At 67.6% G+C, this 25,576-nt stretch carries 25 protein-coding genes; 14 read left to right on the top strand and 11 right to left on the bottom strand.

The genetic code is table 11. The annotated features are described in order from the left end of the window. Nucleotides 1–7 precede the first annotated feature (7 nt). The 9 genes from ACO2SS_RS03360 to ACO2SS_RS03320 form a co-directional block, all read right to left on the bottom strand. The gene (locus ACO2SS_RS03360; RefSeq protein ID WP_423276139.1) at nt 8–628 is read right to left on the bottom strand and encodes a 2-hydroxychromene-2-carboxylate isomerase; all 621 of its coding nucleotides are present in this window, start codon (nt 626–628) and stop codon (nt 8–10) included. 21 nt (nt 629–649) lie between these two features. Continuing rightward, complete coding sequence (locus tag ACO2SS_RS03355; protein WP_423276138.1) at nt 650–1,480, bottom strand: alpha/beta fold hydrolase; 831 nt, start codon at nt 1,478–1,480, stop codon at nt 650–652. Between the two features lies 1 nt (nt 1,481). Beyond that, nucleotides 1,482–2,453, bottom strand: coding sequence for an ABC transporter substrate-binding protein (locus ACO2SS_RS03350; RefSeq protein ID WP_423276137.1), 972 nt, complete (start codon nt 2,451–2,453; stop codon nt 1,482–1,484). Between the two features lie 75 nt (nt 2,454–2,528). Next, nucleotides 2,529–3,494 (bottom strand): ABC transporter substrate-binding protein, encoded by a 966-nt coding sequence (locus ACO2SS_RS03345; RefSeq protein WP_423276136.1) that lies wholly within the window; start codon nt 3,492–3,494, stop codon nt 2,529–2,531. Between the two features lie 36 nt (nt 3,495–3,530). Then, nucleotides 3,531–4,355, bottom strand: coding sequence for an ABC transporter permease (locus ACO2SS_RS03340; RefSeq protein WP_423276135.1), 825 nt, complete (start codon nt 4,353–4,355; stop codon nt 3,531–3,533). Further along, entirely contained in the window at nt 4,352–5,146 is a 795-nt protein-coding gene (locus ACO2SS_RS03335; protein WP_423276134.1) for an ABC transporter ATP-binding protein, read from the bottom strand. The genes ACO2SS_RS03340 and ACO2SS_RS03335 overlap by 4 nt, the downstream gene beginning before the upstream one ends. Then, nucleotides 5,137–6,054 carry an alpha/beta fold hydrolase gene (locus ACO2SS_RS03330; protein WP_423276133.1) on the bottom strand — a complete coding sequence of 306 codons (918 nt, stop codon included), beginning with the start codon at nt 6,052–6,054 and terminating at the stop codon, nt 5,137–5,139. The genes ACO2SS_RS03335 and ACO2SS_RS03330 overlap by 10 nt, the downstream gene beginning before the upstream one ends. 152 nt (nt 6,055–6,206) lie before the next feature. After that, a complete protein-coding gene (locus ACO2SS_RS03325) occupies nt 6,207–7,490 on the bottom strand; it encodes a CaiB/BaiF CoA transferase family protein (protein WP_423276132.1) in 1,284 nt (427 codons plus the stop codon). Nucleotides 7,491–7,542: 52 nt separating this feature from the next. Further along, nucleotides 7,543–8,379, bottom strand: coding sequence for an enoyl-CoA hydratase (locus tag ACO2SS_RS03320; protein ID WP_423276131.1), 837 nt, complete (start codon nt 8,377–8,379; stop codon nt 7,543–7,545). An 86-nt stretch (nt 8,380–8,465) separates the two neighbouring features. Between ACO2SS_RS03320 and ACO2SS_RS03315 the strand changes: the two genes are divergently transcribed. The 14 genes from ACO2SS_RS03315 (at nt 8,466) to ACO2SS_RS03250 (ending at nt 22,277) form a co-directional block, all read left to right on the top strand. Then, nucleotides 8,466–9,245 (top strand): short-chain dehydrogenase/reductase, encoded by a 780-nt coding sequence (locus ACO2SS_RS03315; RefSeq protein WP_423276130.1) that lies wholly within the window; start codon nt 8,466–8,468, stop codon nt 9,243–9,245. 21 nt (nt 9,246–9,266) lie between these two features. Next, nucleotides 9,267–10,427, top strand: coding sequence for a mandelate racemase/muconate lactonizing enzyme family protein (locus tag ACO2SS_RS03310; RefSeq protein ID WP_423276129.1), 1,161 nt, complete (start codon nt 9,267–9,269; stop codon nt 10,425–10,427). Between the two features lie 35 nt (nt 10,428–10,462). Next, a complete protein-coding gene (locus ACO2SS_RS03305) occupies nt 10,463–11,572 on the top strand; it encodes an enolase C-terminal domain-like protein (protein ID WP_423276128.1) in 1,110 nt (369 codons plus the stop codon). A gap of 124 nt (nt 11,573–11,696) precedes the next feature. Next, complete coding sequence (locus tag ACO2SS_RS03300) at nt 11,697–12,560, top strand: alpha/beta fold hydrolase (RefSeq protein WP_423276127.1); 864 nt, start codon at nt 11,697–11,699, stop codon at nt 12,558–12,560. Nucleotides 12,561–12,604: 44 nt separating this feature from the next. Further along, entirely contained in the window at nt 12,605–13,333 is a 729-nt protein-coding gene (locus ACO2SS_RS03295) for a GntR family transcriptional regulator (protein ID WP_423276126.1), read from the top strand. Continuing rightward, a complete protein-coding gene (locus ACO2SS_RS03290) occupies nt 13,330–14,610 on the top strand; it encodes an amidase (RefSeq protein WP_423276125.1) in 1,281 nt (426 codons plus the stop codon). The genes ACO2SS_RS03295 and ACO2SS_RS03290 overlap by 4 nt, the downstream gene beginning before the upstream one ends. Before the next feature lie 47 nt (nt 14,611–14,657). Beyond that, the gene (locus ACO2SS_RS03285) at nt 14,658–15,839 is read left to right on the top strand and encodes an ABC transporter substrate-binding protein (protein WP_423276124.1); all 1,182 of its coding nucleotides are present in this window, start codon (nt 14,658–14,660) and stop codon (nt 15,837–15,839) included. Nucleotides 15,840–15,843: 4 nt separating this feature from the next. Beyond that, entirely contained in the window at nt 15,844–16,719 is an 876-nt protein-coding gene (locus ACO2SS_RS03280) for a branched-chain amino acid ABC transporter permease (protein WP_423276123.1), read from the top strand. Nucleotides 16,720–16,734: 15 nt separating this feature from the next. Then, complete coding sequence (locus ACO2SS_RS03275; RefSeq protein WP_423276122.1) at nt 16,735–17,760, top strand: branched-chain amino acid ABC transporter permease; 1,026 nt, start codon at nt 16,735–16,737, stop codon at nt 17,758–17,760. Next, on the top strand, nt 17,757–18,530 hold the full coding sequence (locus tag ACO2SS_RS03270) for an ABC transporter ATP-binding protein (protein ID WP_423276121.1): 774 nt from the start codon (nt 17,757–17,759) through the stop codon (nt 18,528–18,530). Before ACO2SS_RS03275 ends, ACO2SS_RS03270 begins: the two co-directional genes overlap by 4 nt. Then, nucleotides 18,514–19,227: an ABC transporter ATP-binding protein gene (locus tag ACO2SS_RS03265; protein WP_423276120.1), complete on the top strand. Its 714-nt coding sequence runs from the start codon at nt 18,514–18,516 to the stop codon at nt 19,225–19,227. Before ACO2SS_RS03270 ends, ACO2SS_RS03265 begins: the two co-directional genes overlap by 17 nt. Nucleotides 19,228–19,244: 17 nt before the next feature. Next, nucleotides 19,245–19,694: a nuclear transport factor 2 family protein gene (locus ACO2SS_RS03260; protein ID WP_423276119.1), complete on the top strand. Its 450-nt coding sequence runs from the start codon at nt 19,245–19,247 to the stop codon at nt 19,692–19,694. Nucleotide 19,695: 1 nt separating this feature from the next. Then, entirely contained in the window at nt 19,696–21,177 is a 1,482-nt protein-coding gene (locus ACO2SS_RS03255; protein ID WP_423276118.1) for an amidase, read from the top strand. Further along, nucleotides 21,174–22,277, top strand: coding sequence for a mandelate racemase/muconate lactonizing enzyme family protein (locus ACO2SS_RS03250; RefSeq protein WP_423276117.1), 1,104 nt, complete (start codon nt 21,174–21,176; stop codon nt 22,275–22,277). The genes ACO2SS_RS03255 and ACO2SS_RS03250 overlap by 4 nt, the downstream gene beginning before the upstream one ends. Before the next feature lie 38 nt (nt 22,278–22,315). Here ACO2SS_RS03250 and ACO2SS_RS03245 read toward each other — a convergent pair whose 3' ends face one another. Together ACO2SS_RS03245 and ACO2SS_RS03240 are read right to left on the bottom strand one after the other, a co-directional pair. After that, entirely contained in the window at nt 22,316–23,581 is a 1,266-nt protein-coding gene (locus ACO2SS_RS03245; protein ID WP_423276116.1) for a tyrosine-type recombinase/integrase, read from the bottom strand. Between the two features lie 1,035 nt (nt 23,582–24,616). Continuing rightward, on the bottom strand, nt 24,617–25,570 hold the full coding sequence (locus ACO2SS_RS03240; protein ID WP_423276115.1) for a 3-carboxyethylcatechol 2,3-dioxygenase: 954 nt from the start codon (nt 25,568–25,570) through the stop codon (nt 24,617–24,619). Nucleotides 25,571–25,576 lie beyond the last annotated feature (6 nt).

The following is a 25,576-nucleotide window of genomic DNA, read 5'->3' as shown; positions in this document are numbered from 1 at the left end:
CCCACGCTCACTCCTCCATTCGGAAGGGCGCCCGCCCGCTCTCGATTGCTTCGACCAGCAACTCGATCCGGTCCTGGCCCCAGAAGACCTCGCCGTCCAGCACGTAGGAGGGCGCCCCGAAGACGCCTGCCGCGATGGCGTCGGAGAGGTTACGGTCGTACCGCTCCAGGATCTCCGGCTTCTCCGCGAGGGCTAAGACACTTTCCGCGAAGCCGTGCTCGCGGGCGAGCCGCTCGACGGTGACCCGGTCCCCGAGATTGAACTCGTGGACCCAGACGCCCTGGAAAGCCGCCCGCATGAAGTCGTCGACCTCGGCTCCGGCTGCCAGGCCGGCGATCACGTGGCGATCTACGAAACTCGGGTCAAAGCGCGAATGAGCCGGCTTCAGCTTAAGAGGCACGCCGCGCCGATTGCGCCATCTCTGAAGGTCTATCAGCCGGTAGTGCTGGCGGGCTGGGTGCCGCTGGGGCAATGGGAGCCCGCCTGTCTGCGGGAAAAGGCGCCCGAGCGGCGTCGGCCGGACTGCGACCTGGATGCCGTTCCGCGCCATCGCGGCCATCAGGGCGGCATGGCCGAGATAGGCCCAGGGCGAGGCCATCGTAAGGTAGTAGTCCAGCTGACGGCCCATATTGCTCTCCTCGGGCCCGCTTTAGGGCGCGGGAAGCCGCCCCGCCTCGACCCGCATCAGAAAGCCGGACAGGATCTGGTTTAGCAGGTCGGAACTCTCAAGGTTCTCCGTGTGCCCACAAAGCGGCAGCACGGCCAGCGAGGCCTGAGGGGCCGTCCGCAGGACGAAGATCGTCCCCTCGAAGGACGGACGGTCCTGATCGCCCAGGATGAGCAGGATCGGCACGCGCAGGCTGGCGAGCTGGTCCTTCAGCTCCATGAAGGACGGGCGGGACAGCGCGCCCCGCATCGCCCGGGCGCAGCCCTGATGCGACAGCCGCCCCAGGGCGGCGACGAAGCGTTCCCAGCCGGCCGGGTCCCGCTGCCGGAAGACTTGGCGCTGCGGCGCTGTGGCGATGCCCGAGACGAGCCCCTCCCTGCCCTGGTCCATCCGGGCGGCGAAGTCCCGGGCGGCCTCCGTCCAGCCCCGCGGGTTGTCGCTTCCGGCGCCCGAGCCGATCAGCGTGAGGCTGCGGACCGCGTGCGGGTTGGCGAGCGTGTAGTCGAGCGCGATGTTGCCGCCGGCGCCGTGGCCGACGAGGTGGGCGGGAGAGCCCGCCACCCCCGCGACCACCCGACCGAGATCCGCGACGCTTGTCGCGAAGCCGTAGGCGTCCGGCTTGTCCGAGACGTCCGAGGGCGGATAGCCGACTCGGCTGTAGCAGATCGTCCGGTAGAGCGGGGCCAAGCGCGACACCTGCGGCGCCCATCCCTCGTGGTTTTGCGCGAATTCGTGGCAGAAGACGATCGGCGTTCCGCGCCCGCTGACCTCGTACGCGAGCGCGGCGTCGCCCCGCAGGAACTCGAGCGCCATCTTACTTCGGCAGCTCGTAGCCGACCTTCGCGGGAGCCACCGACTTCAGCAGGTCGGGGTAAATGTATGCGCCCCAGTCGACGGGTTTCGCGAGCTTGCCGACCTGTCTGATCTGGCCCTCGATCATCTTGAGGTGGTCGAGCGAGGGCTGCTGGAGCCGGATGTCGTAGGTCAGCTTGTCCATCAGCTCGAGCGTCAGCGGCACGTCGAGATGCAGGGTCGCCGCGATGTGCCGGGCGGCCTCCTCTCGCTTCGTCCGGGTCATTTCGCTCGCTTCCATCAGCGAGCGCATGAAGGCCTCGGCGGGTTTCGGGTTCGCCGCCACCCAGGCCTTGTTCATGTAGAGGTAAACGCGGGGGGTCAGGATGCCGTCGTTGTCCCGCACGATGCGGGCGCCCGGAATGGCCCGGACCGTCTTCGTCAGCCAGGGCTCCCAGGAGACGAAGGCGTCGACGTTGTTTCGCTCCATGGCGGCGATCATCTCCGGCGGCTCGACCGAGACGACGTTGTAGTCCTTCGGGTTGAGCTTCAGCTTCTCGATCATCGCGAGCCAGAAGACCTCGCTGCCGCTGCCCGGCGCGACGCCGATCCGCCTGCCCTTGAGCTCCTCGACGCTGCCGATGTTGCGGCCGACGACCGCCCAGTAGGTCTTGAGCTCCGTCGTCTCGGCCGCGACCACCACGTTCGGGTCGAGGTTGAAGTTCTGGATGCCGGCCTGTTCCGCGCCGAGCGCCGCCTGGCTCTGCCCCTTGATCAGGAACGCCACCATGGCCGAGCCGCTCGGCCCCGTGTTGAGGACGACGTCGAGGCCGTTCTTCTCGAAGATGCCCGCGCGCTTGCCGATGTAGAAGGCCGCGAAGGCCGGATCGACGCCGGTCCCGATGACCATCTTGGTGCTCTGCGCGGCGGCTGCGGTCAGGCCCATTGCCGTCGCGAGAGCGAGCAGGCCAAGCCGGTTGAGCAAGCTGTTCATCGGAACGCCTTTCGGCTGGGGGGCGGGAGGGACGGGTGGGCGAACCCTTGGTGTCGGCGGATCGAAGGTGCAGCGTCAGCTCTTCGGGCCGAGCTTCACCCTCTCCGGGACCACCTTCATGGCGAGGTCCGGATAGATGAACCGGTTCCAGTCGATCGTCCCCTTAAGGCGGCCGGCCTCCCGGAGCTGCGTCTCGACCGTCTTCAGGTAATCGATGGCGGGCTGTTCGAGCCCGACGCTGAACTGCACCTTGGCCATCAGGGTCTTGGTGAAATCCGGCTCCATCTTGAGGAACGAGGCCGTCTGCTTGGCGGCTTCGTCAGGATTGCTGTTGATGAAGTCGGTCGCCTCCGCGAGCGCTCGCATAAAGCGGATAGCGGCATCCGGATTCTGGTCCGCCCAACCGCGGTTTAGGTAGACGAAATTCCGAGTGCTGATGATCCCCTCGTTGTCGCGGATCATTTTGGTATTCGCCACGGTCTGTACGGTCCGAGTGACCCACGGCTCCCAGGCCGACGCCGCATCGATGTTCCCGCGTTCAAGGGCTGCGACCATCTCGGGCGGGTCAACCGGTACGATGGTGTAGTCCTTTGGATTGAGGTTCAGCTTTGCGACGAGAGCGCGCCAGAAAACGTCGCCGGCGCTGCCGACCGGGACGCCGACCTTCTTGCCCTTGAGCGCATCGAGGTTGTCGATGTTGCGGGCGACGATGCCGAAATAGCGGCCGCTCATCATCGCCTGCGAGATCACGACGATGTTGTTGTCGATCGGGTGGCTGACGAGCCCGGCCTGCTCGGCCGCGAGCGCCGCCTGGATCTGGTTCTGGACCAGGAAGGGCACCATGGCGGAGCCGCTCGGCCCCGTGTTTAGCTGTACGTCAAGCCCGTGCTTGTCAAAGAAGCCGCCGACCTTCGCCACGTAGAAATTGGCGAGCGAGGGATCGACGCCCGTCCCGATCGTCATCTTGGTCTTGGGCGCCTGCGCGGCCGCGCCGGTGAGGGTGGCGGCCAGCATCACGGCGGCGGCGACTAAGCGTTTCATGAGCGAACTCCCAGGCACGAAGTTTGGGGGGATGGATCAGGCGACCGGATTGTAGCGGCCGGCGAACCGGTAGATGGCGAAGCGGAACAGCCGGTCGGCCGTGAAGCCCAGGATGCCGAGCGTCATCAACGACACAAAGATGTCGTCGACGAGCATGAACATGCGGGCGTTCCATAGCATCACCCCGAGCCCCGCCTGAGCCGAGACCAGCTCGGCCGCCACGATGGTGGTGAACGAGTTCGCCATCGCGAGCCGCATCCCGGTCAGGATGAACGGGACCGTCGCCGGGAGGGCGACGAGGATGAACATCTGCCAGCGTGTCGCGCCGAGGACCTGGGCGGCCCGGAGCTTATTCGGAGCGATGGACGCGACGCCGGCCGCGGTGTTCAGGATGACGATGAAGATCGTTGTGTAGATGATAAGGAAGATCTTGGATTCCTCGCCGATCCCGAACCAAATCACCGAAATGGTGATCATGCCGGTGGCCGGGATGAAGCGCAGGAACTCCGTCCACGGCTCCAGCAGCTTGCGGGTTAGCTGGAAGCTACCGATCGCGAGGCCGATCGGGATGCCGAGGGCGGAGCCGATGAGGAAGCCGCCGAGGATGCGCTGCAGGCTTGCCACCATGTTGTCCACGAGCACGCCGCTCGCCAGGAGCTCACCCGCCTTCATCATCACGGATGCCGGGGCCGGGAACAGGACGGACCGGACGATGAACGTGGCCGCAACATGCCAGGTGAGGAGCAGGGCCGCGAAGCTCAGGATGTAGGGGAGCGCGCCCGTGAGGTGGCGGAGGCTCGGCATGGGCCTGCGTCTCTCGGCGGGGAGAGCGGCGGGGACGTCGACGGCGCTGGTGCTCATGCGGCTTTCCTTCGGGTGTGCTGGCGGGTCGCCCGCTCCACTTCGTGCCGGATCGTTCCTTGGATCTTCGCGTAGTACTCGACGTAGCGCATGTCCGTCCGCGAGCGCTCCTCGAGCTCGATCGAGATGACGTCCTTGAGCGTGCCGGCCGGGCCCGCGGTCATGATGCCGACCCGGCTGCCGAGGGCGATCGCCTCGTCGATGTCGTGCGTGATGAAGAGCACGGAGGAGCCGGTCATCGTGCAGATCTGGCGCAGTTCGCGCTGCATGATCTCGCGGGTCTGCGCATCGAGGGCGCCGAACGGCTCGTCCATCAGCAGGATCTTCGGCTCGTTGGCGAGGGCGCGCGCGATCTGGATGCGCTGCTTCATTCCGCCGGACAGTTCTGCCGGGAACTTGTCCTGCTGCCCGTGCAGGCCGACGAGCTCCAGGTAGCGCATGGCGGTGTCGCGCCGCTCGCCCTTCCGGAGCCCGCGCAGCCGGAGCCCGAACTCGATATTGTCGAGGGCGGTCAGCCATCCGAAGAGCGAATCGTCGCCCTGGAACACGACGCCCCGGTCGCGAGTCGGACCCGAGATCGTCGCTCCGTCGACCGTGATCCGGCCCGTGGTTGGCTCCGCGAACCCGGCGAGCATTCCCAGCACCGTCGTCTTCCCGCAGCCGGAGGGGCCGAGGAGGCAGAAGAACTCGCCCTTCTGGATCTGCAGGCTGAAATCCTGGACGGCCACGAACTGGGCCCCTGAGCGGGATGTGAACGCCTTCCCGACGTTGTTGAACTCGATCAGTGCCATGGGGAGGCCTCCCTGGATGCGGGCGCGGGGCCGTCGAGGTTCGGCGCCGTCGGCAGGACGGTGCCGTCCGGGCGGGAAGCGCGCGAGGCGCTTCGCTCCAGGTGGGCCTCGATGATCCCGTTCAGCTCGTCCGGACGCTCAAGGTAGAGCGTGTGGCCCCCGCCGCGGAGCACGTGTAGCTCGCTATCCGGCAGCGCGGCGTGGAGCGCGAGGCTCGGCCCATGACTCGGCGGGTCCTCGTCGCCCGTGACGATCAGGGTCGGGACCCGGCAGCGCCGAACCTCGCTCAGTAGCGCCTCGTCGAGCGGGGGCCGCAACGCCTGCAAGCGCCGGAGCGTGAGTGCGCTGCCCGCTGGGGAGCGGGCGCGCATCCGGGCCATCAGCGCCCGGAAGCGGTCCGGCTCGCGGCTGCGGCACGCGTCGCGCACCGGCGAGCGCTCATACAGGTCGACGAAGGCCGCCATGCCGTCGCTCTCGATTAGTTCCGCGCCGAGCAGGGATTGGCGGCGGAACTCGGCGTTTCCCTCCGGGTCCATCCCGTAGCCCCAGGACACGAGGGCGAGCGAGCGCACGCGCTCGGGACGGGAGATCGCGAAGGGCAGGGCGGTAGCGGACCCGAGAGACAGGGCGACTACGTGACAGCTCCGCACGGCGCGATCGTCGAGGACGTCCTCGAGATCCTGCCCGGCCCGGCTGAGGCCGTATTGCTCCGGGTGGTCGGGAGCCGCGGACGGGTCGAAGCCGCGCGCGTTGAAGGCGATGCAGCGGAACCTGCCGGCGAAGTAATCGAGCTGTTGGTCGAGGCTGGCCGTGTCGCCCGCGAATTCGTGAAGGAACAGGATCGGGTCGCCGCTGCCCCGGTCTTCCACATGAAGGAAAACACCGTCGCTGGCGATCGTTCCGGGCATGTCAGCAGCCCCGGACCGTCGGGAAGAGGCTGGGCCCTCTCGCCGAAAAGGTCGGGGCCGAAGAACGGCCGGAGCGTCTACGCTGCTGAAATTGGAAGATCAGCGCCATAAACTGATCGTATCAGTCTGCTGAGGCAGGGCAAGCCGAGATTCTATGCTGGAGCCATCCGATTTGGGTCAGCTTGCTTAACTGTCGTGCAGCCATCCTGTGCAGCGGACGTGTCGAGCTTCGTCGCGGTCAGAGGAACCCGGCTTCCGAAGACGCCGAGCCGCTCCATCTCCTCGATCTCGGCGGGCGTGAACCCGAGCTCGGCCATCACCTCGCGGCTATGCTGCCCCAGGATGGGAGCCGGACGTCTGACGTCGCCAGGCGTCTCCGAGAATTTCACCGGGAGACCGAGCGCTGGCGCCTTCCCGGCCGTTGGATGGTCGAGCTCCACCACCATCCGGCGGGCGGCCGTCTGCGGGTCCGACAGCGCTTGAAGCGAATCGTAGACCGGCCCGCAGGGTAGGCCGCCGCGCTCGAACAGCGTGAGCCAGTGGGAGACGGTCTGCGTCTTGAACCTCGCGGCGAGCTCCTTTTCGAGGGCCGGCAGGTTCGCCATTCGGCCGGGGTTGTCACGGAAGCGCGGATCCTCCGCGAGCTCAGGGGCGCCGATCGCCTCCACCAGCCGAAGCCAGTTCCGGGGATTGGCGCCGCCGACCACGAGCCAGCCATCCTGGGCCTCGAACGCCTGGTAGGGCGCGTTAAGCGGATGGGCCGAACCCATCGCCCGGGGCGCGCGGCCCGTCGCGAGCGCGATCGCCGACTGCCAATATGTCTGGACCAGCGCGGCCTCGAAGAGCGAAGTGTCCACCATCTGGCCCTCGCCGGTCTTCAGCCGGTGGGAATAGGCCGCCAGGATTCCCATCGCCCCGAGCAGCCCCGCCGTGATGTCCGAGATAGGAGGGCCGCATTTCGTCGGCGGCGAGGTGGCGTCGCTGCCTGTGAAGGTCATGATGCCGCTCATCGCCTGGGCGACGAGGTCGAAGCCACGTCTCTCGCTGTAAGGCCCGGTCCGACCGAAGCCGGACAGCGAGCAGTAGACGAGGCGCGCATTGATCTTTCGGAGCGCCTCGTAGCCAAGCCCGAATCGGTCAAGGACGCCGGGGGCGAAGTTCTCGACCAGGATGTCCGCCTCGGCCGCCAGCCGACGCATCGCCTCGATGCCTCCTTCCGTTTTCAGGTTCAGGACGATGCCGCGCTTATTACGGTTCATCATCATGAAGGCGGCAGACTGGTCGCCGATGTTCGGGAGGCTATGCCGGGTGTCGTCGCCCTGCGGGGACTCGACCTTGATCACCTCTGCGCCCATGTCGGCTAGCATCAGGGTGCAGGTCGGCCCCGCCATCACGTGGGTAAGATCGACGACCTTGACGCCCGCAAGCGGCCCCATGTTCCATCCCTCATCGTTGCCGTGTCGAAGCGCTCCCGGGCCCCGTCTCGTCTCAGGAGCCCGTGAAGATGGGCTTGCGCTTTTCCCGAAAGGCGTTTCGGCCCTCGCGGAAATCCGCGCTCATGTAGCAGCGGAGCAGAAGGTCGTCGGCGCCGTCGGCCGCGACGGCGGGAGAGAGCCGGCGCAGCGCCTCCTTGGTCGCCCGGATGGTCAGCGGCGCGTTCTCCGCCATGGCGCGGGTGAGTGCGCCGACCCGCGCCATGAGACTCTCCGGCGTCTCTAAAACCTCGTTGACAAGGCCGACCCGCAGAGCTCCCGCGGCGTCCAGGAGCTCGGCCGCGTAGATCATCTGCTTGAGCCTAGGCGCACCGACGAGCGCCGCGAACCGGGCATAGTTGGGCAGCGACAGGCAGTTCCCCAGGGTGCGTGCGATGGGAAACCCGAACCTGGCATTGGAGGCCGCGATCCGGATGTCGCAACATCCTGCGAGTGCCGCGCCGCCCCCCGTGCAGAACCCGGCGATCGCTGCGACCGTCGGCAAGGGGCAAGCCTCAAGCGCAGACAGGGTCTGTTCCACATGCGCTTCGTAGGCGAGCACGTCGGAGGAGCTGCCGAAGGCCTCGAATTCGCCGATATCCGTGCCCGCACAGAAGGCGTTCGTACCGGACCCGGTCAGGACGAGAACGCGCACTGCCGGATCGCAGCCCAACTCGCTGCAGAGTGTCGTCAAACGCTGATACATGCTCAGCGTGAAGGCGTTGCGGACGGCCGGGCGATTGAATGTGACGATCGCGACACCGCCGTCGATGCCGACAAGAAGATCTTGATCCAGTGAGGCTGCCTCGGGCTGCCGCCCCGGCGCTGCCGTCTCAATCACCTCGCTTAACATGCAGTTTTCCGACATGTCCGAAGCTATTGGTATTCCAGTTGCTGTGAACTGGTCAACACGCTACCGTCCGGCCTGGAGGGACACGAATGGATCTAGGTTTGTCCGGCTCGCGCGCGCTGATCACCGGGGCCAACGCCGGTATCGGTTTGGCGGTCGCCCGGCTCCTCGCAGAGGAGGGATGCGATCTCTTGATCGCGGCCAGAAACCGCGATCGTTTGGAAGCGGTGGCCGGCGAGATTCGGGCCGCCTTCGGGGTCGTCGTCGAGCCGATAGCGGTCGACCTGTCCATCTCCGAACAGCAGCGGGAGCTCGTCGCGGCCGCGGGAGACGTCGACATCCTGGTCAATAATGCCGGCTCCAATCCGGGAGGCGAGATCGACGCAATCTCCGAGGAGGTCTGGCGCAAGTCCTGGGACTTGAAGGTCTTCGGCTACATCAACCTCATCCGGGAGATCTACCCGCGCATGAAGGAGCGGCGCCGCGGCGTGATCGTCAACGTCATCGGCAATTCCGGCGAGCGGATGAACTCAAAGTACATTCTCGGAAGCTCCGGCAACATCGCCCTCATGGGCCTGACGCAAGCGCTCGGCGGACGCTCGCCCGATTTCGGCGTTCGGGTAGTCGGCGTGAATCCAGGCATGACCCGCACTGACCGCGCGAGCTTTCTGCTTCGGGGATGGAGCGAGAGCCGCTTCGGCACGCCGGACCGTGCGGACGAGGTGCTGGCCGACATGGACGTCCCTTTCGGCCGCATGGCGGAGCCGAGCGAGATCGCCGCCGCGGTGGCGTTCCTCGCGTCGGCTCGCGCCGCCTATATCAGCGGCACGATCCTGACCGTCGACGGCGGCGCCACGCACCGCAACTGATTGGGGACGCTGGTGGCGAACATGACCGATCCTGAGGCCGCCGGATTTGGCGGAGAGCCAGCATCGGCCGATCCGCGGGCCGAGATCGTCGCGATCGACTGCTTCCCGCTGCATCTGCCGATGCTGAAGGCGCTGACGACGGCCTCGCACGGCACGCGTATCGGCGAGGTCCTCTACCTCCGGGTCCGGACGAGGGGAGGGGCGGAGGGCTGGGGAGAAGCCGGCATCGATCCCGCCATGTCAGGGGAGACCCTCGCCGGAATGGTCGCATCGGTCGAGCAGCACCTCCGGCCCCGCCTGATCGGCCGCTCGGTGTTCGACCGAGTGATGATCAGCCGATCGCTGACGCATCACCTCTTTGCTAATGGCGGGCCGAAGACCGCCATAGACATGGCGCTCCTCGACGCGAGCGGCCGTATCCTCGGTGTGCCGGCCGTGGATCTCCTCGGCGGTGCTTTTCGCCGGGAAGCGACCGTCCTGCGCCTCGTCGGCGGGTCGGGCCGGACGAAGACGGATACGGCCGAGGCCGTCGCCCTCGCGGCCCAGGGGTTCACGGCCTTCAAGCTGAAGGTCGGGGTCGCCCCGATCGAGGTCGAGGCCGAAACGGTGAGGCGCCTCCGGCAGGAGCTCGGACCGGACGCCCTGGTCGCGGCCGACGCGAACATGGCCTGGTCGGCGGCGGAGGCGAGCCGGTTCTGCAGCCAAGTCGAGTCGAGCGGCCTCGTCTTCCTCGAGCAGCCGGTCCCGGCAGGCGACACCGCGAGGCTGGCGGAGGTGGCCCGCTTCACGCGGATCCCGATCGGAGCGGACGAGGCGCTGCACGGGTTGCACGACGTCCTGGCGCTCGTGGCCGCGGGGGCCGTCCGGGGCGTGAGCCTCAAGACCATCAAGTTCGGCGGGATCACCCCCATGCTGGATGCCGGCCGCGTCGCGCATGCGCTCGGGCTCTCCGTGAACTTCGCGATGCTGATCGAATCGAGCCTATCGACAAGCGCCATGATCCACGCCGCCTGCGCGACCCCGCAGATGGATTGGGGCCTGAGCCTGGGCGCCCTGTTGCTCGCCGACGAGCCGGTCGACCGTCCGTTCGAGTGTCGCGGCGGCAGGGTCGCCGCCCCAATGGGCCCGGGGCTTGGCGTCACGGTCGATGAGAAGCGCCTCATGCGCTTCGCGCCTACGTAGGTCTGCCCCCGCGAATTCTTCCAGGAGAGAGCGCCTTGCCCGTCATCGAGAGCCTACGCATCGGCTGCGCCGTGTACGACCGAGGCCGTCCCGATCTCGTCTGGGGCACGGGACGATTCCGCCACGCCGCGCTCGTTGCGCTCGTGCGCTCGGATTGCGGCGCGTTCGGGGTCGGTATCTCGTGGGCCCATCTCGGCGATGAGGCGGGTTATCCCGGGTCGGCGCAAACGGCGCTGGCCGAAGTCGTTGTCGGGCAGGACGTGACCGTGCCCTTCGCGTCATCGTCCCTGGTCACGTCGAGGGCACACGGGCTGGGATACGGGCGCGCGGCAGCCGTCGTCGAAGCCGCCCTCTTCGACCTTGCGGGCCGCCGGCTGGGCGTGCCCACCCACCACCTCCTCGGCGCCAAGCGGCGCGAGCTTCCGTCCTACGTGATCTCCGCCGAAGAGTTCAGCTTCACGGAAGTGGCTCAGTTCGTCGACCTCGCCCACCGGTACGTCGAGGCGGGCTTCCGCGCCTGCAAGTTCCACCTTTGGGGCGAGCGCGACCGCGATCTCGCTGCTTGCGAGGCGATACGCCTAGCGCTCGGGCCGGATATCGGGCTGATGCTGGACCCGGTGGGCCGGTATGGGCGGGACGACGCATTGGCGGTCGGACGAGCAATCGGGGAACTTGGGTTCATCCGCTACGAGGATCCGCTCTCGCCGCTCGATCCCGCAGGGTATCGCTGGCTCGCGCCGCGGATCGACGTGCCGATCGTCGTCAACGAGTCGCTTCGCTGGAGCCCGAGCGAATGCGGCGAGGCGGCGCGCGCCGGAGCGGCTCAGGGCTTCCGGCTCGATGTCGGTCGGTCCGGCTTCACGCTCGGGCTATCCTTCGCGTCCGCCGCCGAGGCAAACGGGGCCGAGCTCGACGTCGCCGCTTTCGCGCCGCGGGGCGGGCTCGAGGCGTGCATCGCGATGAGCCTCGCGGCCACAACCTCGCGTTGGTTCGAGCACCACGAGGCCGTAGGCCTGGACGAAGTTCCGGGCGTGGCGCCCGGCTTCGAGATCGCGGGCGGCCTCGCCAGGACCAAGGATCGCCCTGGCCTCGGCTGCGAGATCGACCTGCCGGAGCTCGAGCGTCACTGCGTATGGGCGGCCTGACCAGGATTGCGGCACATTGCCGACAATACAGGCGCAAAGATCGCCATGACAGCTTGACGACCAACGCATCTAAACTGGTATGGTCAGTTTCTCGAACTGATAAGCCGCGAGAGGTCGGGAGCTGATGCCCTTCGCTTCGGTCAATGGCGTCGAGATCGCCTACGAGACGGTCGGGGAGGGCGTCCCGATCATCTTCTGCCACGAGTTCGCATCCGACATGCGGGCCTGGCACAATCAGGTCCGCTTCTTCGCCCGCAGCTTCCGCTGCGTTACGTACAATTACAGAGGCTACCCGCCGTCTGCCGTGCCGACGGATCCGGCAGCCTACGCCCATGACGAACTCGTGGCCGAGCTCGACGGCCTCTTCGACCATCTTGGGATCCCGTCGGCCCATGTGGTCGGCGTCGCGACGGGCGGCGGGGTCGCGCTGAATTTCGCCATCCGCCACCCCGGCAAGGTCCGCTCGCTCGCTGTTATCGGGGCCGGGGCCGGGAGCGTCGACCGAGAGGCGTGGCTCGCGGGCGCGAGGACTCTGTCGGACGCGATCGCCCGCGAGGGCATGGAAGCGCTCGTTCAGAACATCGAGCGGGCCCCGCAGCGCCAGGCGCTCCGCATCAAGGACCCGGCCTCCTGGGACGAGTTCATCCGCGGGATGCGGGACATGTCGCCCATCGGCTGCTCGCTCATGATGGCGAACGCGCTCATGGGCCGGAAGCCGCTCTTCGACCTGGAAACGGAGATCGCCGGGCTGCCGATGCCGGTCCTGGTCGCGGTCGGTGACCAGGACATCCCGGGCTTCGACACGAGCATCTTCGTCAGCCGCACAGCTCCGCACGGGGCGCTGGCCGTCCTCCCGCTCTGCGGGCACTTGCTCCCCGTGGAGGAGCCGGCGCTGTTCAACCAGGTCTTGGGCGATTTCCTGGCCGCCGTCACCTGCGGCCGCTGGGGCAGATGGCGGGCCGAAAGCACGAGCGAGGAAGCCGCTTGACCATCGGCAGGGCCGGAGCGCGTCGAGGGAAGGATCGGGACCGGGTGTTGAACATCCAACTGGCCGAGAGGCCGTCGAGCGAGCAGGAGGGCGGCCGCGAGCTTTCGCGGGACGAGATCGTCAAGGCGCTCGAAGACGAGATCATCACAGCGAAGCTGCAGCCGGGCGAGCGGCTGGACGAGCGGGCGCTCGCGCTGCGCTTCGGCGTCTCGCGGGCGCCTGTCAGGGATGCCATCGGCCGCCTCGCCTCGCTCGGCTTGATCGACGTCAGGCCGCGATCCGGCAGCTACGTGATGTCGCTGAGCGCCGCGGAGGTCTTCGAGCTGTTCGAGGTCATGTCGGGACTGGAGGGCCTCTGTGCCTACCACGCCGCTCAGCGGCTCGAGTTCGAGGAGCAAGTCGAGCTGCGGCAGAGCGCGGAAGAGTGCGCGGTGGCGGCCGATACCTCGCCGGAGGACTACATGGTCGCCAACCTAGCTTTCCATAACCTTGTCTATCGCGGCACGAAGAACGGGTCTCTCGAGCGGCTGACCCGTCAGGCGCGCCAGCGGGTCAGCGCTTACCGGAACTACACGCTCCGGCTTCCCGGTCGGCTGAAGCGCTCGGCCGAGGAGCATTTCGAGATCGCCGCCGCGATCTGCTCCGGGGAGGCGGATCGGGCGCAGCGCCTGATGGCCGATCACGCCGACATCAAGCGCGCTGACTTCGCTCAGTTCATCAGCCGGCTCGACACCCAGCCGGCCCGTGCCGCAGCCGGGGAGGGACGCGCGTGACGAGTAGAGACGCCGCGCCTGCCGGATCCGGCAGGGCTCTCGCCGCTGCCCTCTCGGCCGGCACGACCCGCCTCGCCACCGTCCTAGCCGAGTACCTGTCGGCCATCGAGGCACGGGAACCGGAGCTGCAGACCTTCGCGCATCTCGACCGGGATGCCTTCCTGGCCGGCCCGAGGGAGAAGGGACCGCTCGCCGGTCTTCCGGTCGGCGTCAAGGACATCATCGACACGGTTGACATGCCGACCGCCTGCGGTTCGCCGATCTACGCGAGCCGTATGCCGGTCAGCGATGCGCCGGTCGTGTCGATGGTGCGACGTGCCGGCGGGACGATCGCCGGCAAGACGGTCACCACCGAGTTCGCGGCCGTCAATCCGGGCCCGACCCGGAATCCCCACAACCCCTCGCATACGCCGGGCGGCTCCTCGTCCGGCTCGGCCGCGGCGGTCGCAGCAGGCTTCCTCCCGTTCAGCATCGGGACGCAGACCGGCGGCTCGATCGTCCGCCCGGCTTCGTTCTGCGGCGTGGCGGCCATCAAGCCGACCATCGGCCTCCTTCCAGGCTTCTGTGTAAAGGGCTTCTCCTGGACGCTCGACACGATTGGCCTGTTCGCCCGCGACGTGCGCGATCTAGCGTTCTTCGCGGAAGCGATCACGGGCCAGGATCTGGCCGTACCGGAGGGCGAACTCTCGCAGCCCCGCTTCGGGATAGCCCGCCTGAAGGTCTGGGACGAGATGGAGCCGGCCATGGCGGAGGCTGTCGAGACAGCATGCCGGACGGCATCCGCCCGGGGCGCGGCGGTGACGACCTTGCCGGTTCCGGCGATGTTTGAGGACGCGCACCAGGCCCATTACGCGATCCAGGATTACGAGCTCGCGCGGTCGCTCGCCTACGAGTTCGACAACCACCAGGATCTCCTCAGCCCCAAACTGCGGGACATGATCCGGGGCGGGCTCGCCATATCGACCGAGACCTATGTGGCCGCCCTTGCGGACGGCCGCGCTGCGCGGTTCGCGAGCGACGCGCTGTTCGCCGGTACCGACGTCCTGATCTGGCCGTCGGCCTCGGGCGCGGCGCCGGCCGGGATCGAGGCCACCGGCTCGCCAAACCAGACGCGCCTGTGGACGCTGCTCGGGCTCCCCACCGTGAACGTCCCGGGCCTTGCGGACGCGTCCGGCATGCCGCTCGGCATCCAGATCGTCGGACGCCTTGGCCGCGACCGCGACGTGCTCAGGGCCGCCGCATGGCTGGAGGACGCTCTCCGCGAAGAGGCCCGCTAGCCGAGGAATAGGAACTACCCCCGCCGGAACGGCGGAAGGAGAGCACCATGGCACGCTTCAAAAGGCTCGCTGCGAAATACCTCCTTCCGTCCCTGGCCTTCGCGGCCGCGACCGCTACGCAGGCGGCTGATCCCGGCCTTACGGATACGACCGTCCGGATCGGACAATTCGGCGCCCTCACGGGACCGGGCTATTTCACGGGCAAGCTCGTCATCGACGGGGCCGACATCGTCTACAAGGAGGTCAACAAGGCCGGTGGCATCAACGGGCGCAAGATTGAGACCGTCCGAGAGGACGATCGCTGCGACCCGGCCACCGCGATTGGGGCGGCCAAGAAGCTCATCTTCGACCACAAGGTCTTCGTCATCCATGGCGGCGGCTGCTCGAACGCCAGCATCGGCGCCTATCCCGAGATCAAGGACTCGAAGGCCCCCTGGGTGATCTTCGCCTCCGTGGCCGACAGCCTGACGCTTCCCACGGTGCCGACGATCTACACGACCGCGCTGACTGCCGCGATCGAGAGCGCTTCGCAGGTCGCCTTCGCGGCCGAGAAGGGCGCGAAGCGGATCGCCGTCATTTCGACACGCGACGCTTGGGGGCGTGGCCGCTACGACGCCGTGATGGCGGAGCTGAAGCGGAAGGGCATTAAGCCCGTCGCCGACGAGGAGATCATCGCCGAAGCGAACGACGCGACGCCCCAGGCGCTGCGCCTGCAGCAGGCGAATGCGGACGCGGTGATCATGCTGGTCTTCCCGAAGGCCGCCGCCGCGTTTCTTCGCGATGCGGACAAGATCGGCTTCGCGCCCTTGGCGATCGGCCAGACGGCGCTCGGCGACCTGCCGGTCCTCGCCAAGCAGGTCGGCTCCGCCGCGGCGCTGCAGAAGATGTTCGCCATCAGCCACGTCCGGCACATGCCGGACGACAAGGAAATGGCCGATTGGCGCAAGCTCTTCGAGACGTATTACCCGGGCGAGACTATGTCGATCTATCACCTGCTCGGGATCGGCAGCGCGCAGGTAGTCGTCGAGGCCCTGAAGCGGGCTGGGCGCGATCTGACCCGCGACCGCTTCGTCCAGGAGATGGACAAGCTGACGGATTTCGACACCCCGGTCTATCCGGGGCCGATCACCTGCACGGCCGCCGACCACCAGTGCCACAAGCACGCTGCCTGGGTTCAGCTGGTGAACGGGCGGGTGGCCACCGTCGCCACCACCACCCTGTCGAAGTGAGCCGATGTTCGGCTACCTGCTCGCATCGGGGCTGACCCTCGGGGCGCTCTATGCGCTGGTGGCGGTCGGCCTCGTGATCGTGGTCAAGTCGACGAGCGTCGTGAACCTAGCGCAGGGCGAGATGTTCATGGTCGGAGGCTTCTTCGGCTTCCTGTTCCATGTGCAGCTGGGTCTTCCCTATCTCGCCGCCTTGGGCCTGGCCGTGGTCGCCGCCTTCCTGCTCGGCGGCTTGGTGTACCAGGCGGCCTTCCGGCCGCTGATGAAGGCCGGGCTGGTTCCGGTCCTTCTCGCCTGCATCGCAGTCTCGTTCATCCTTAAGGGGACCGCGCGCGCCATCTGGGGCGGGGTTGGCGACTACATCCCGTTCCCGCCGATGATCGCGGGCGCGCCGATCCGGTTCGCCGGCGTGATCGTGCTGCCGCAGCAGGTCGTTGTGCTCGGCTTCAGCATCGCGCTCCTGGTCGCGGTCGCGGCCTTCTTCCGCTTCACCGCGGTCGGCAATTGGATGCAGGCCATGGCCGACAACGTGAAGGCGGCCACCCTCGTTGGCATCCCAATCGACCGGCTGCAGCAGCTCGCCTTCGCGCTGAGCGCCGCGGCGGCCGGCGCCGCGGCCGTGCTAATGGCGCCGCTAACGCAGCTCTATCCGGATATCGGCTTCGGGCTGTTCATCAAGGCCTTCGCCGGCGCCGTGCTCGGCGGCCTGACCAGCCTGCCGGGAGCGGTGCTGGGCGGCTTTCTGGTCGGGCTGATCGAGGCTTTCGTGGCCGGCTACGTCGGCAGCAAGTACCAGGACGTGGCGCCCTTCGTCGTCATCATGTTCGCGCTGCTCTTCATGCCGCGCGGCATCCTTGGCGGCGCCGCCATGCGCAAGATCTGACGGGGAAGGGCGGCCATGGCGTCCCTTCTCTCCGCCCGCGGTTTTCTGGTGCTGGTCTTTGGCCTCTTAGCCGTCGTGCCGTTCGTGGCGAACCCGTACATGCTCTACGTGACGAACGTCGCTCTCATCTACATCATCCTGGCGATCGGGCTGAACATCCTGATCGGCTATGCGGGCCAGATCGCCTTCGCGAACGCCGCCATGTTCGGGATCGGCGCATACGCGGCCGGGCTCCTCCAGGTCAGGCTAGGCCTGCCCTACTGGCTGGCACTTCCCTCGGCGGGCCTCGTCGCGATGCTGATCGGCACCGTCATCAGCTGGCCGGCGCTCCGCCTGAGCGGCATTCACCTCGCCCTCGCGACGCTCGCCTTCGCGCAGTTCACGCAGTGGGTCTTCCTCAACGCGGAGTGGCTGACCTTCGGGGCGACGGGCTTCACCGTCCCGCGCCTGAACTTCGCGCCCCTCCCGGTCACCGCCCCGCAGGGCATCTACGGCCTCAGCTGGGTCGTGGCGCTGGCCCTGACGCTGGTCGCCTGGAACGTCGTCCATTCCCGGATCGGGCGGGCGCTCGTCTCCATGCGGGATAACGAGGTCGCGGCAGCCGCGCTTGGCGTCGACCTCTTCCGCTACAAGGTGATCGCCTTCGCAATAAGCGGCTTCTACGCCGGCATCGCGGGAGGGCTGTTCTGCGGCCTCCTCAACTACGTGGCGCCCGAGAGTTACGACCTGTTCCAGATGGTCATCCAGAAGGCGATGGTCGTCGTCGGTGGCGTCGGGTCCATCGCCGGCTCGGTGATCGGCGCCCTTCTGCTCGTCGCCATGCTGGAAGGGCTGCGCGAGTTCAAGTCGCTGCAGGAGATCGCCTTCGGCGTCGTGCTCCTCGGCTTCGTCCTCTTCATGCCGCTCGGGGTGGTGTCGCTCGCGCGGCGGTATTGGCCGGGCTGGCGGGAGGACCTGCACAGGCGCGACGCGCCGGAGGAGGCCAGCGCGGCTCCCGCGATCGCCCCGGCGCAACTCGGCGTCGCACAGGAGCGCCCGTGAGCCCGCTCCTGTCCGTCTCCGGCCTGTCCGTCGCTATCGGCGGGCTCCACATCCTGAAGGATGTGGACCTCGAGGTTGGGTCGGGCGAGATCCTCGGCGTGATTGGCCCGAACGGGGCCGGCAAGACGACCCTGCTTAATTCCATCTCGGGCATGGTCAGGCCCAACGCGGGCCGCATTGTGCTGAACGGGGTGTCCATCGGCGGGCAGAAGCCGAGCCGGATCGCAGCGCTGGGGCTTCGCCGCACGTTCCAGTCGTCGCAGCTCTTCGCCGGCATGACCGTGCTTGAGAACATGATGGCCGGCTTCCACCTCGGCGGCCGGGCCGGAATCGTGTCGGCGGCCGTCGCTTCTCCTTCGATGCGGCGGGAGGAGGCCGACATCCTCGGCCGGGCTCGGCAGGCTCTCGAGTATGTCGGGATGCAGCGCTTCGCGGACCGCCAGGGGAACCAGCTCTCCTTCGGCCAGCAGCGGATCGTCGAGATCGCGCGCGCCCTCGCCAATGACCCGAAGGTGATCTTGCTCGACGAGCCGGCGGTCGGCCTCAGCGTGCCCCGGGTAGACGAGCTGATCGTTCTGCTCAGGCGCATCCGCGACGAGCGCGGCGTCGCGCTGATCATGATCGAGCACGTGATCCGGGCCGTAATGGGCGTGTCGGAGCGCGTGGTGGTGATGAGCTCGGGCGCGAAGATCGCCGACGGCCCGCCCGACGCCGTGCGGCGTGACCCGCAGGTGATCGACGCCTATCTCGGGCATGCCGGCCGTGCTTGAGGTCCGCAACCTCAACGTCTGGTACGGGCGCACCGAGATCCTGCGCGACGTGACCTTCAGCGTGCCGGAAGGCGAGGTCGTGGCCCTCCTCGGCGGCAACGGGTCCGGCAAGACCACGATCCTCAACACTCTGAGCGGCCTGCTCCGCCCGCGTGCCGGCTCCGTCATGCTCGGCGCGGCGGAGCTCGGCGGGTCGGCGCCGGCCGCAATCGTGCGGGCCGGCATGGTCCAGGTGCCGCAGGGCCGCGAGGTGTTCGCCAGCATGAGCGTGCTGGAGAACCTGCGGATGGGCGCGGCGACCCGGACCGACAAGGCCGAGGTCCGCCGCGATCTCGGCGAGGTGTTCTCGCTCTTCCCGCGTCTGCACGAGTACCGTTCCCGCCATGCCGGCTTCCTAAGCGGCGGCGAGCAGCAGCAGGTGGCGATCGCCCGCTCGCTGATGGCCCGGCCGAAGCTCCTCCTGATGGACGAGCCCTCGGCCGGCCTCGCGCCCAAGATCGTGGACGGCATGATCGAGACGATCAGGCTCCTAAACGGCCGCGGGCTGACCATCCTCCTGGTCGAGCAGAACGTGGGGGTCGCGGCCGCGACGGCCGGGAGCGCGCATATCCTTCAGAACGGCTCCATCGTCTTCACGGGCCCGGCGCCCGAACTCATCGGCAACGAGCAGGTGCTCGCGTCGTATCTCGGAAGTTGAACAGGGGAGACACAGACATGACCGTGCCGGCCGCCGACGACTACGTTGCGATCCTCAACCTCTATGCGACCTACAACCTGTGCAGCGACGAGGGCGACGCGGAAGGCTACGCCTCCTGCTTCGCTTCAAAGGGCGTCCTCGAGCTCGTCACGGCCGGGCTCACGCTGTCCGGCCACGATCGGTTCGTCGAGTTCAAGCAAAAGGACAAGGCGGGTCGCCCCCACATCTATCGCCGCCACTGGAACGGCAGCATCGAGCTGACCCAGCAGCCCGACGGCACCGTCAAGGGCCGCTGCTACCTGCTCGCCTTCAATGGAACGCCGACGCAGATCCCGGCCATCGCCGATTGCGGCGTGTACGAGGACACGCTCGTAAAGGAGAACGGCGCCTGGAAGTTCCTGCGCCGCCACCTCGTCATGGACGCGACCACGTTCAAGGCGCCGGTGAAATCCTCCGAGGCTGCCTGACATGGCGGCCGAGCTTCACGAGATGAGCGCGGCCGAGATCGTGCGGCTGGTCGCGCGTCGCGAGGTCAGCGCCACCGAGGTCGTCGCCTCCTCGCTCGCCCGGATCGACGTGGTCGACGGCGACGTGAACGCGATCTGCACCCGTAACCCGGCGGCCCTGGCGCAGGCGGAGGCGATCGACCGCCGCCTGCGCGACGGGCGGCTGCCGAGGCCGCTCGAGGGCGTGCCTTTCGTGGTCAAGGACAACCTGGTCACGAAGGGTATCCGGACGACGTTCGGTTCGGAGATCTACCGCGACCACATCGCGGAGGAGGATGCGGTCGCGGTCGAGCGCATCGTCGCGGCCGGCGGGATCATGATCGGAAAGACGAACCTGCCCGAATTCGCCCACGACGTGAACAGCAACAACACCATCTTCGGTCTGACCCGAAATCCCTTGAACCTGAACGTGACCGCCGGGGGCTCGAGCGGCGGAACGGGAGCGGCGATTGCGGCCGGCATGGCGCCGATCGGGCTTGGGACCGATCTCGGCGGCTCCATCCGGATCCCGTCGGCATTCTGCGGCCTGTCCGGCATTCGGCCATCGCCCGGCCGGATCCCCGTCTACCCGACGGAATATGCCTGGGACACGCTGGTGGAGCACGTTCACGGGCCGATGGCCCGGACCGTCGAGGATACGGGCCTCTTGCTCTCCGTCCTCTCCGGCCCGGACGACCGCGACCCGACCTCCCTCCCGGACCAGGGATATGACTACGCGGCCGCGTCCCGACACGACGGCGGGCTGGCCGGCCGACGGGCCGCGTACACGGCGGATCTCGGCGGCCTGTTTCCCGTCGACGACGAGGTCCGTGAGCTGACGGAAGCCGCGGCGCGCGACTTCGCGTCCCTCGGCTGCGCGGTGGACGAGGCGACCTTCGACGCGTCCGGGCTCAAGGAGATCATCGCCGGCACGCGCGGCTTCGGCATGGTTGCGCGTTACGCCGACCGGCTGGAGGTCCACCGCGCCAGCATGTCGTCGCAGCTGATCGGGCAGGTCTCGGACGCCCTTCAGCTCGACCTGCGCACCGTCACGCGGGCCGAGCGCCTGCGGACGGAATACTACCACCGGGTCCGGCGCTTCCTGGCCGATTACGACTACATCCTCCTGCCGACGGTCGGCGCGCCGGCCTTCCGGCTGGACCGCCCCTTGCCGACGGAGGTCGGCGGCAAGGCCGTCGACCGCTTCTATGACGTCTTCTTCGCCTGCTACGCCTTCAGTATCGTTGGGCTGCCTGCGATGTCGGTGCCGTGCGGCCTGACCCGCGAGGGCCTGCCGGTCGGGCTGCAGATCGTCGGCCGGCGGCTGCGCGAGGACCGCGTGCTCGAGGCCGCCGCCAGCTACGCGGGGCTCCGCCAAGAGCATTTCGTCCCGCGTCCGCTCGGGACCGAGCCAATTACGGCGCGCGAGATGAAGGTCGTGACGCCCGGGATGCGCATGTCATGACCCGCATCGTCGAGGTTTCGGTCGGGGTCCTGGCCTACGAGCCGGCGATCCAGTGGCCGGGCGCATCCGGCCCGCAGAGCGCGACGATCATGCGCATCCGGACCGCCGGCGGCGTCGAGGGCGTGAGCGTCACTTGGAACGATTCGCCTTCGCCCGACGCCATGGCGCTGACTATTGCGGCCTGGTTCCGGGAGGCGCTGATCGGGATCGACGTGGCCAGCCATCCGGCGTCCACCGAAGCCCTGCTCAAGCGGGCCGCCTGGAACGGGACCTCCTGCGTGGCCGTCGCGGCGGTCGACAACGCGCTCTGGGACGCAAGGGGCAAGGCCGCCGGACTGCCGGTCCACGCCCTCCTCGGGACCCGCCACCAGTCCCTGCCCGTCTACGCCGCCTCGCGCGCGGAGCTCGGGATGACTGAATTCGAGGCCGTGGCAGACCACGTCGGCGAAGCGCGGGAGGCAGGCTATCGCGCTTACAAGCTTCACCTCTGGGGAGGAGCGGAGCGCGATATCGCCGGCTGCGAATTCGTCCGCAAACGTGTCGGGAATAACTACACGCTCATGTTCGACCCTCTCGAGCGTTATTCGCTAATCGAGGCCGTCGCCGTTGGCCGCGCCCTGGAGCGACTGGAATACGCCTGGTTCGAAGATCCGATCCCGGCCGACCAGCGAGCCGCCTATGCATGGCTTGCCGAGCGTCTCACGATCCCGCTCGTCGCTGCCGACGCCCTGCAATGGAGCTGGAACGACTACGCGCAAGCGGCCGCGAGCCGCTGCCCAATCATGTTCCGAATCGACGCCGGGCGGCAGGGCATCACCTTCGCGAGCCGGATCGTGTCCCAGGCGAGCGTGCACGGCGTCCGATGCGAGATCCACGCCTTCGGCCCGGAGGCGAACTCGGTCGCGGGCCTTCATGTCGGCCTCGCGCAGCCCCTCGAGTCCCATTACGAGGCATGCTTCCCGAGAGCGGATTTCGAGATCCCCGGGATTAAGGTGCCGACGGCGCTGGGCGCCGACGGCCGGATCGCCTGTCCACGTGAAGCTGGGCTTGGGAATCAGATTGACTGGTCCACTTTGAAGCCCCTGCTACGGTGGATATAGATCGCGAAATGCTTTGAGAGCACGCTCAGCGCTCGCTGCTAAGCGACGCTGAGGATCGCCCGGCGTGCAAGCTCCTCCGATGCGTCCACGATGTACGCCGAGTAGTGCTTTTCGATCATCTGAATGCTTGTATCGTGGAGCGCGGCGACGAGCCGGACCGGGAGGTTCGCCTTAAGCCCTCGCACGATGGAGGAATGCCGAAACGCCGTCATCATCGTGTCGGCCGGTAACTCCGCTTTCGCCCGCGCTTTGTCCCACAGCCGCAGCGCCTCGGATGCCTGCTTCCACGGCTTCCGCTCAACGCGCTCCCACTCGACGGGACCGATCTGCCGGCTCACCCAGTGGAGCAGGAGCGGATCTTCTGCGCCGCGGTCGAAAGCGGGCCGGAGATGCTCGATCACGTCCGGGCCGACCGGGATGGCGAGTTTCGGCACAGCCTTGCCGGCGCGGCCCTTCCTCGAGACCGGAACCGTGATGCGGGATCGAGCGATCTGAACGTCTCCGACCGTGAGTCGAGCCACCTGAGAGAACCGCGCACCGGTTGCGGCTAAGAGCAGAATGAGGCGTCCGAAATCTCCGGTGTCGTCGACCGCAGCTGCGGCGGAGAGCGCGGCCTTGATCTGCGTATCGGAAAGAACCTGTTTGCGAGCGTTGTCGCCGACGGACAGGGCCTTCGTTCCAGCCTTGATCTCGCCGGGCAGACTGGCCGGCAGCTCGCGCCTATGGAGTTCGGCCGCTCCGTTCAGAGCGGCCCGGACATCGTTCAGGAGGCGGTTGACGGTGCTTGGCGCCAGCTTCTCCGGAAGACGGCCTCGCCATGAGAGCACGTCCCGTGCGGTCAGCTTGGCGAGCGGCAGATCAGCGAACTTGGCATCTGCGAGGACGTGCTTCTTGAGGCGGCTCTCTGCGTCACGTGCAGCCGTCTCATGACGCTCCTTTCGCGCCTTCACGTACGCTTCAACTACGCCTCGGACGGTAGGGCTGGCGCCTCGGTCCGAATTCTCGGCCTCGATCTTGGCAAACTGCTTCTTGGCCCAGGCGAGCGTCTCAGACACCGCGGCCGGGTAGGGGAGGGCGCCAGCGACGGCCCCGGCGTCGTCCGCCGGCGCGAGACGTTCCTCGGCTCGCTGCTTGTCGATGACGAGCTTTGCTACCCAAGTTCCAGGTCCGCGGGCCGCTTTCCGATAGCCGAGGGAGACGCCCCCGCGACCACCCGAGATGCCTTGCCAGTACGGATTGCGACGCGGCTCCAGCCGAGCACGCTTCGCGGCTGTGTCGATTGCGGAACTAGCTCGTTTTCCCACGTACCACACTCGATCCCACACAGAGGGGAGTGCGAAGTATGATGCTAGTGAGACCTGAAATCTAGTTCTAAGAGGAACTTGCCGCCCTCAGGATCATCACAGACATGGCAGCTTCGCCCTTTCACGGCGAAAACACGGGTTCGAGTCCCGTTGGGCGCGCCAGCGATTTCGATAGCTTAGCCGGTCCACATCTGCAAAAGTCGACCGAGCGTCATACCGTGCTGACCTGTCGGCGCCGGCGTGTTGACCCTCGCAACGGCAGGAGGCGGTTCAGGCTCGGCGGTGGGCAGCTGCGCTCACTCTGAGCTGCCGAAGCACCATACCGGACCTCCGCGTAGCAGCGCCCATTCGAAACAGCCCTGAGCGAGTACCAGGATCGCTTCCGGCGTACAGACGAGGGCAAGCCAGCGACCGCAGCGGCCTTCGTGCGGCGGCATACGGGTAACCGAAGTGAGGGTTTGACCCCCCGCCAATTGCCGACCGATCGCGAAGCACAAAGTACCCGCGGTGAGTCGGAAGCCCGCCCGGGCCCGGACCTCATCGATCGCAACTGCACCGCCGAGGCTGCGAGCGAGCGAGCTAACGCTCGACGGCATCGAGAACTAACGCTCGACGGCATCGAGAGCGCGCTCTGCCAGCGTCGGCTGGCGGCCTCGCCCAGCACTTCGACCAAGGCAGTCAGTACCCCTCGGTCGCCTTCAGAGGACGCTGTCGGGAGGTCGGCGTTCCGGCCTCGATGGCATCGGCCGGCGACGCTCACAACAACGCGATGTGCGACAGCTTCTTTGCCATTTCCGAGCGCGCGCACCTCGCACGCCGCCACTTTGCCTCGCAGGCAGAAACCCGGATGGAGGTCTCCAAGTCCCTTGAGGGCAGCGAAATGGAAGTGACGTCCGAGTGCCTGCGCCCAAGCCCGGCTCTCTCCACGGAATCGCGGCGACTCCAGACATCAATGCGCGGTCCGCATCCTCGCCTGACGCGGCAGTTGAGCACGATGGCGAAGCCGCGCTGCAAGTGCTTGCTGCGACCGGGCGGTCACGCCTGCCCGTGCATCAGCGAGAACCCAGCGATCCATTCTGGTACGGCTCGGTAGTAGTCGAGCTCGGCATTGTACGGCGCATATGCCGCGAGGCAGGCGAGCGCTGCAATCCAGGTGCGAACCTCGTGTCCTCCGCGTCCGCCCTTGGCGGTGATCCACTCGTCCTCGAAGCTGTCCACCTGGGACAGCCTGCCTGATGAGAAGATGTCGATGAGCATGTGATCCCATTCGGGATCCAGCGGGTGGAGGGCGCCGCCGCCCGTCGGGCTCCCGTCCGCAAAATCACGGGCCGCCTGCACGGTTCGGTCCTCACGGAGCTTCCTCACCTCGGGCGGCGGATTGCGGCCGTTGATGAGCCGCTCGGCGATCTCCGGCGGGGCGGTCACGATGGATGGCACGGGCGGGTCATGCGATAGCCCGCCGGAGGCGATAGCCAGGACGCGGCGCTCCGGCATGCGCTCACGCAGGATGTGGCCGATGGCTTCCCCGAACAGCCGCGTGCGCCGGCTCGTCGGGCGCGGCACGCCCACTGCGTTGATGAAGATCGGCACGACCGGGTACCGGGTGAGTGAGCCAGTCAGCATGTCGAGCGGCTGCGAGAAGCCGTGGTCGACCTGCATCCGATAGGAGACGGACACGTCCACGTCGCGTTTCAGAAGTTCACCGGAGATCGCCAGAGCGGCGTCCTTGTCCACGGCGAGCGGGCCGGCCGCCGTCCCGTAATCGCCGATCGCCTCCGCTGCGGCCCCGATGCAGAAGGGCGGCATGATGTCGTGGAAGAAACCGTTGAAGTGATCCGGCGCGAAGAGCAGCACGAGGTCCGGATCGTAGCTCTCGACCCTCGCGCGAGCGGCCGCGACCGCCGCACGGGCCTCCGCATCGACCTCAGGCCGGGGCGGGTTGAGGTCCATCAGCGGCGTATGCGACATGCATTGAACCAGGAGCGTCATCGGCCT

Source organism: Enterovirga sp. CN4-39 (assembly GCF_049446235.1).
Lineage (GTDB): Bacteria > Pseudomonadota > Alphaproteobacteria > Rhizobiales > Beijerinckiaceae > Enterovirga.
Note: the sequence above shows the minus strand (reverse complement) of the source record. Positions and strands in the feature narration are given on the sequence as shown.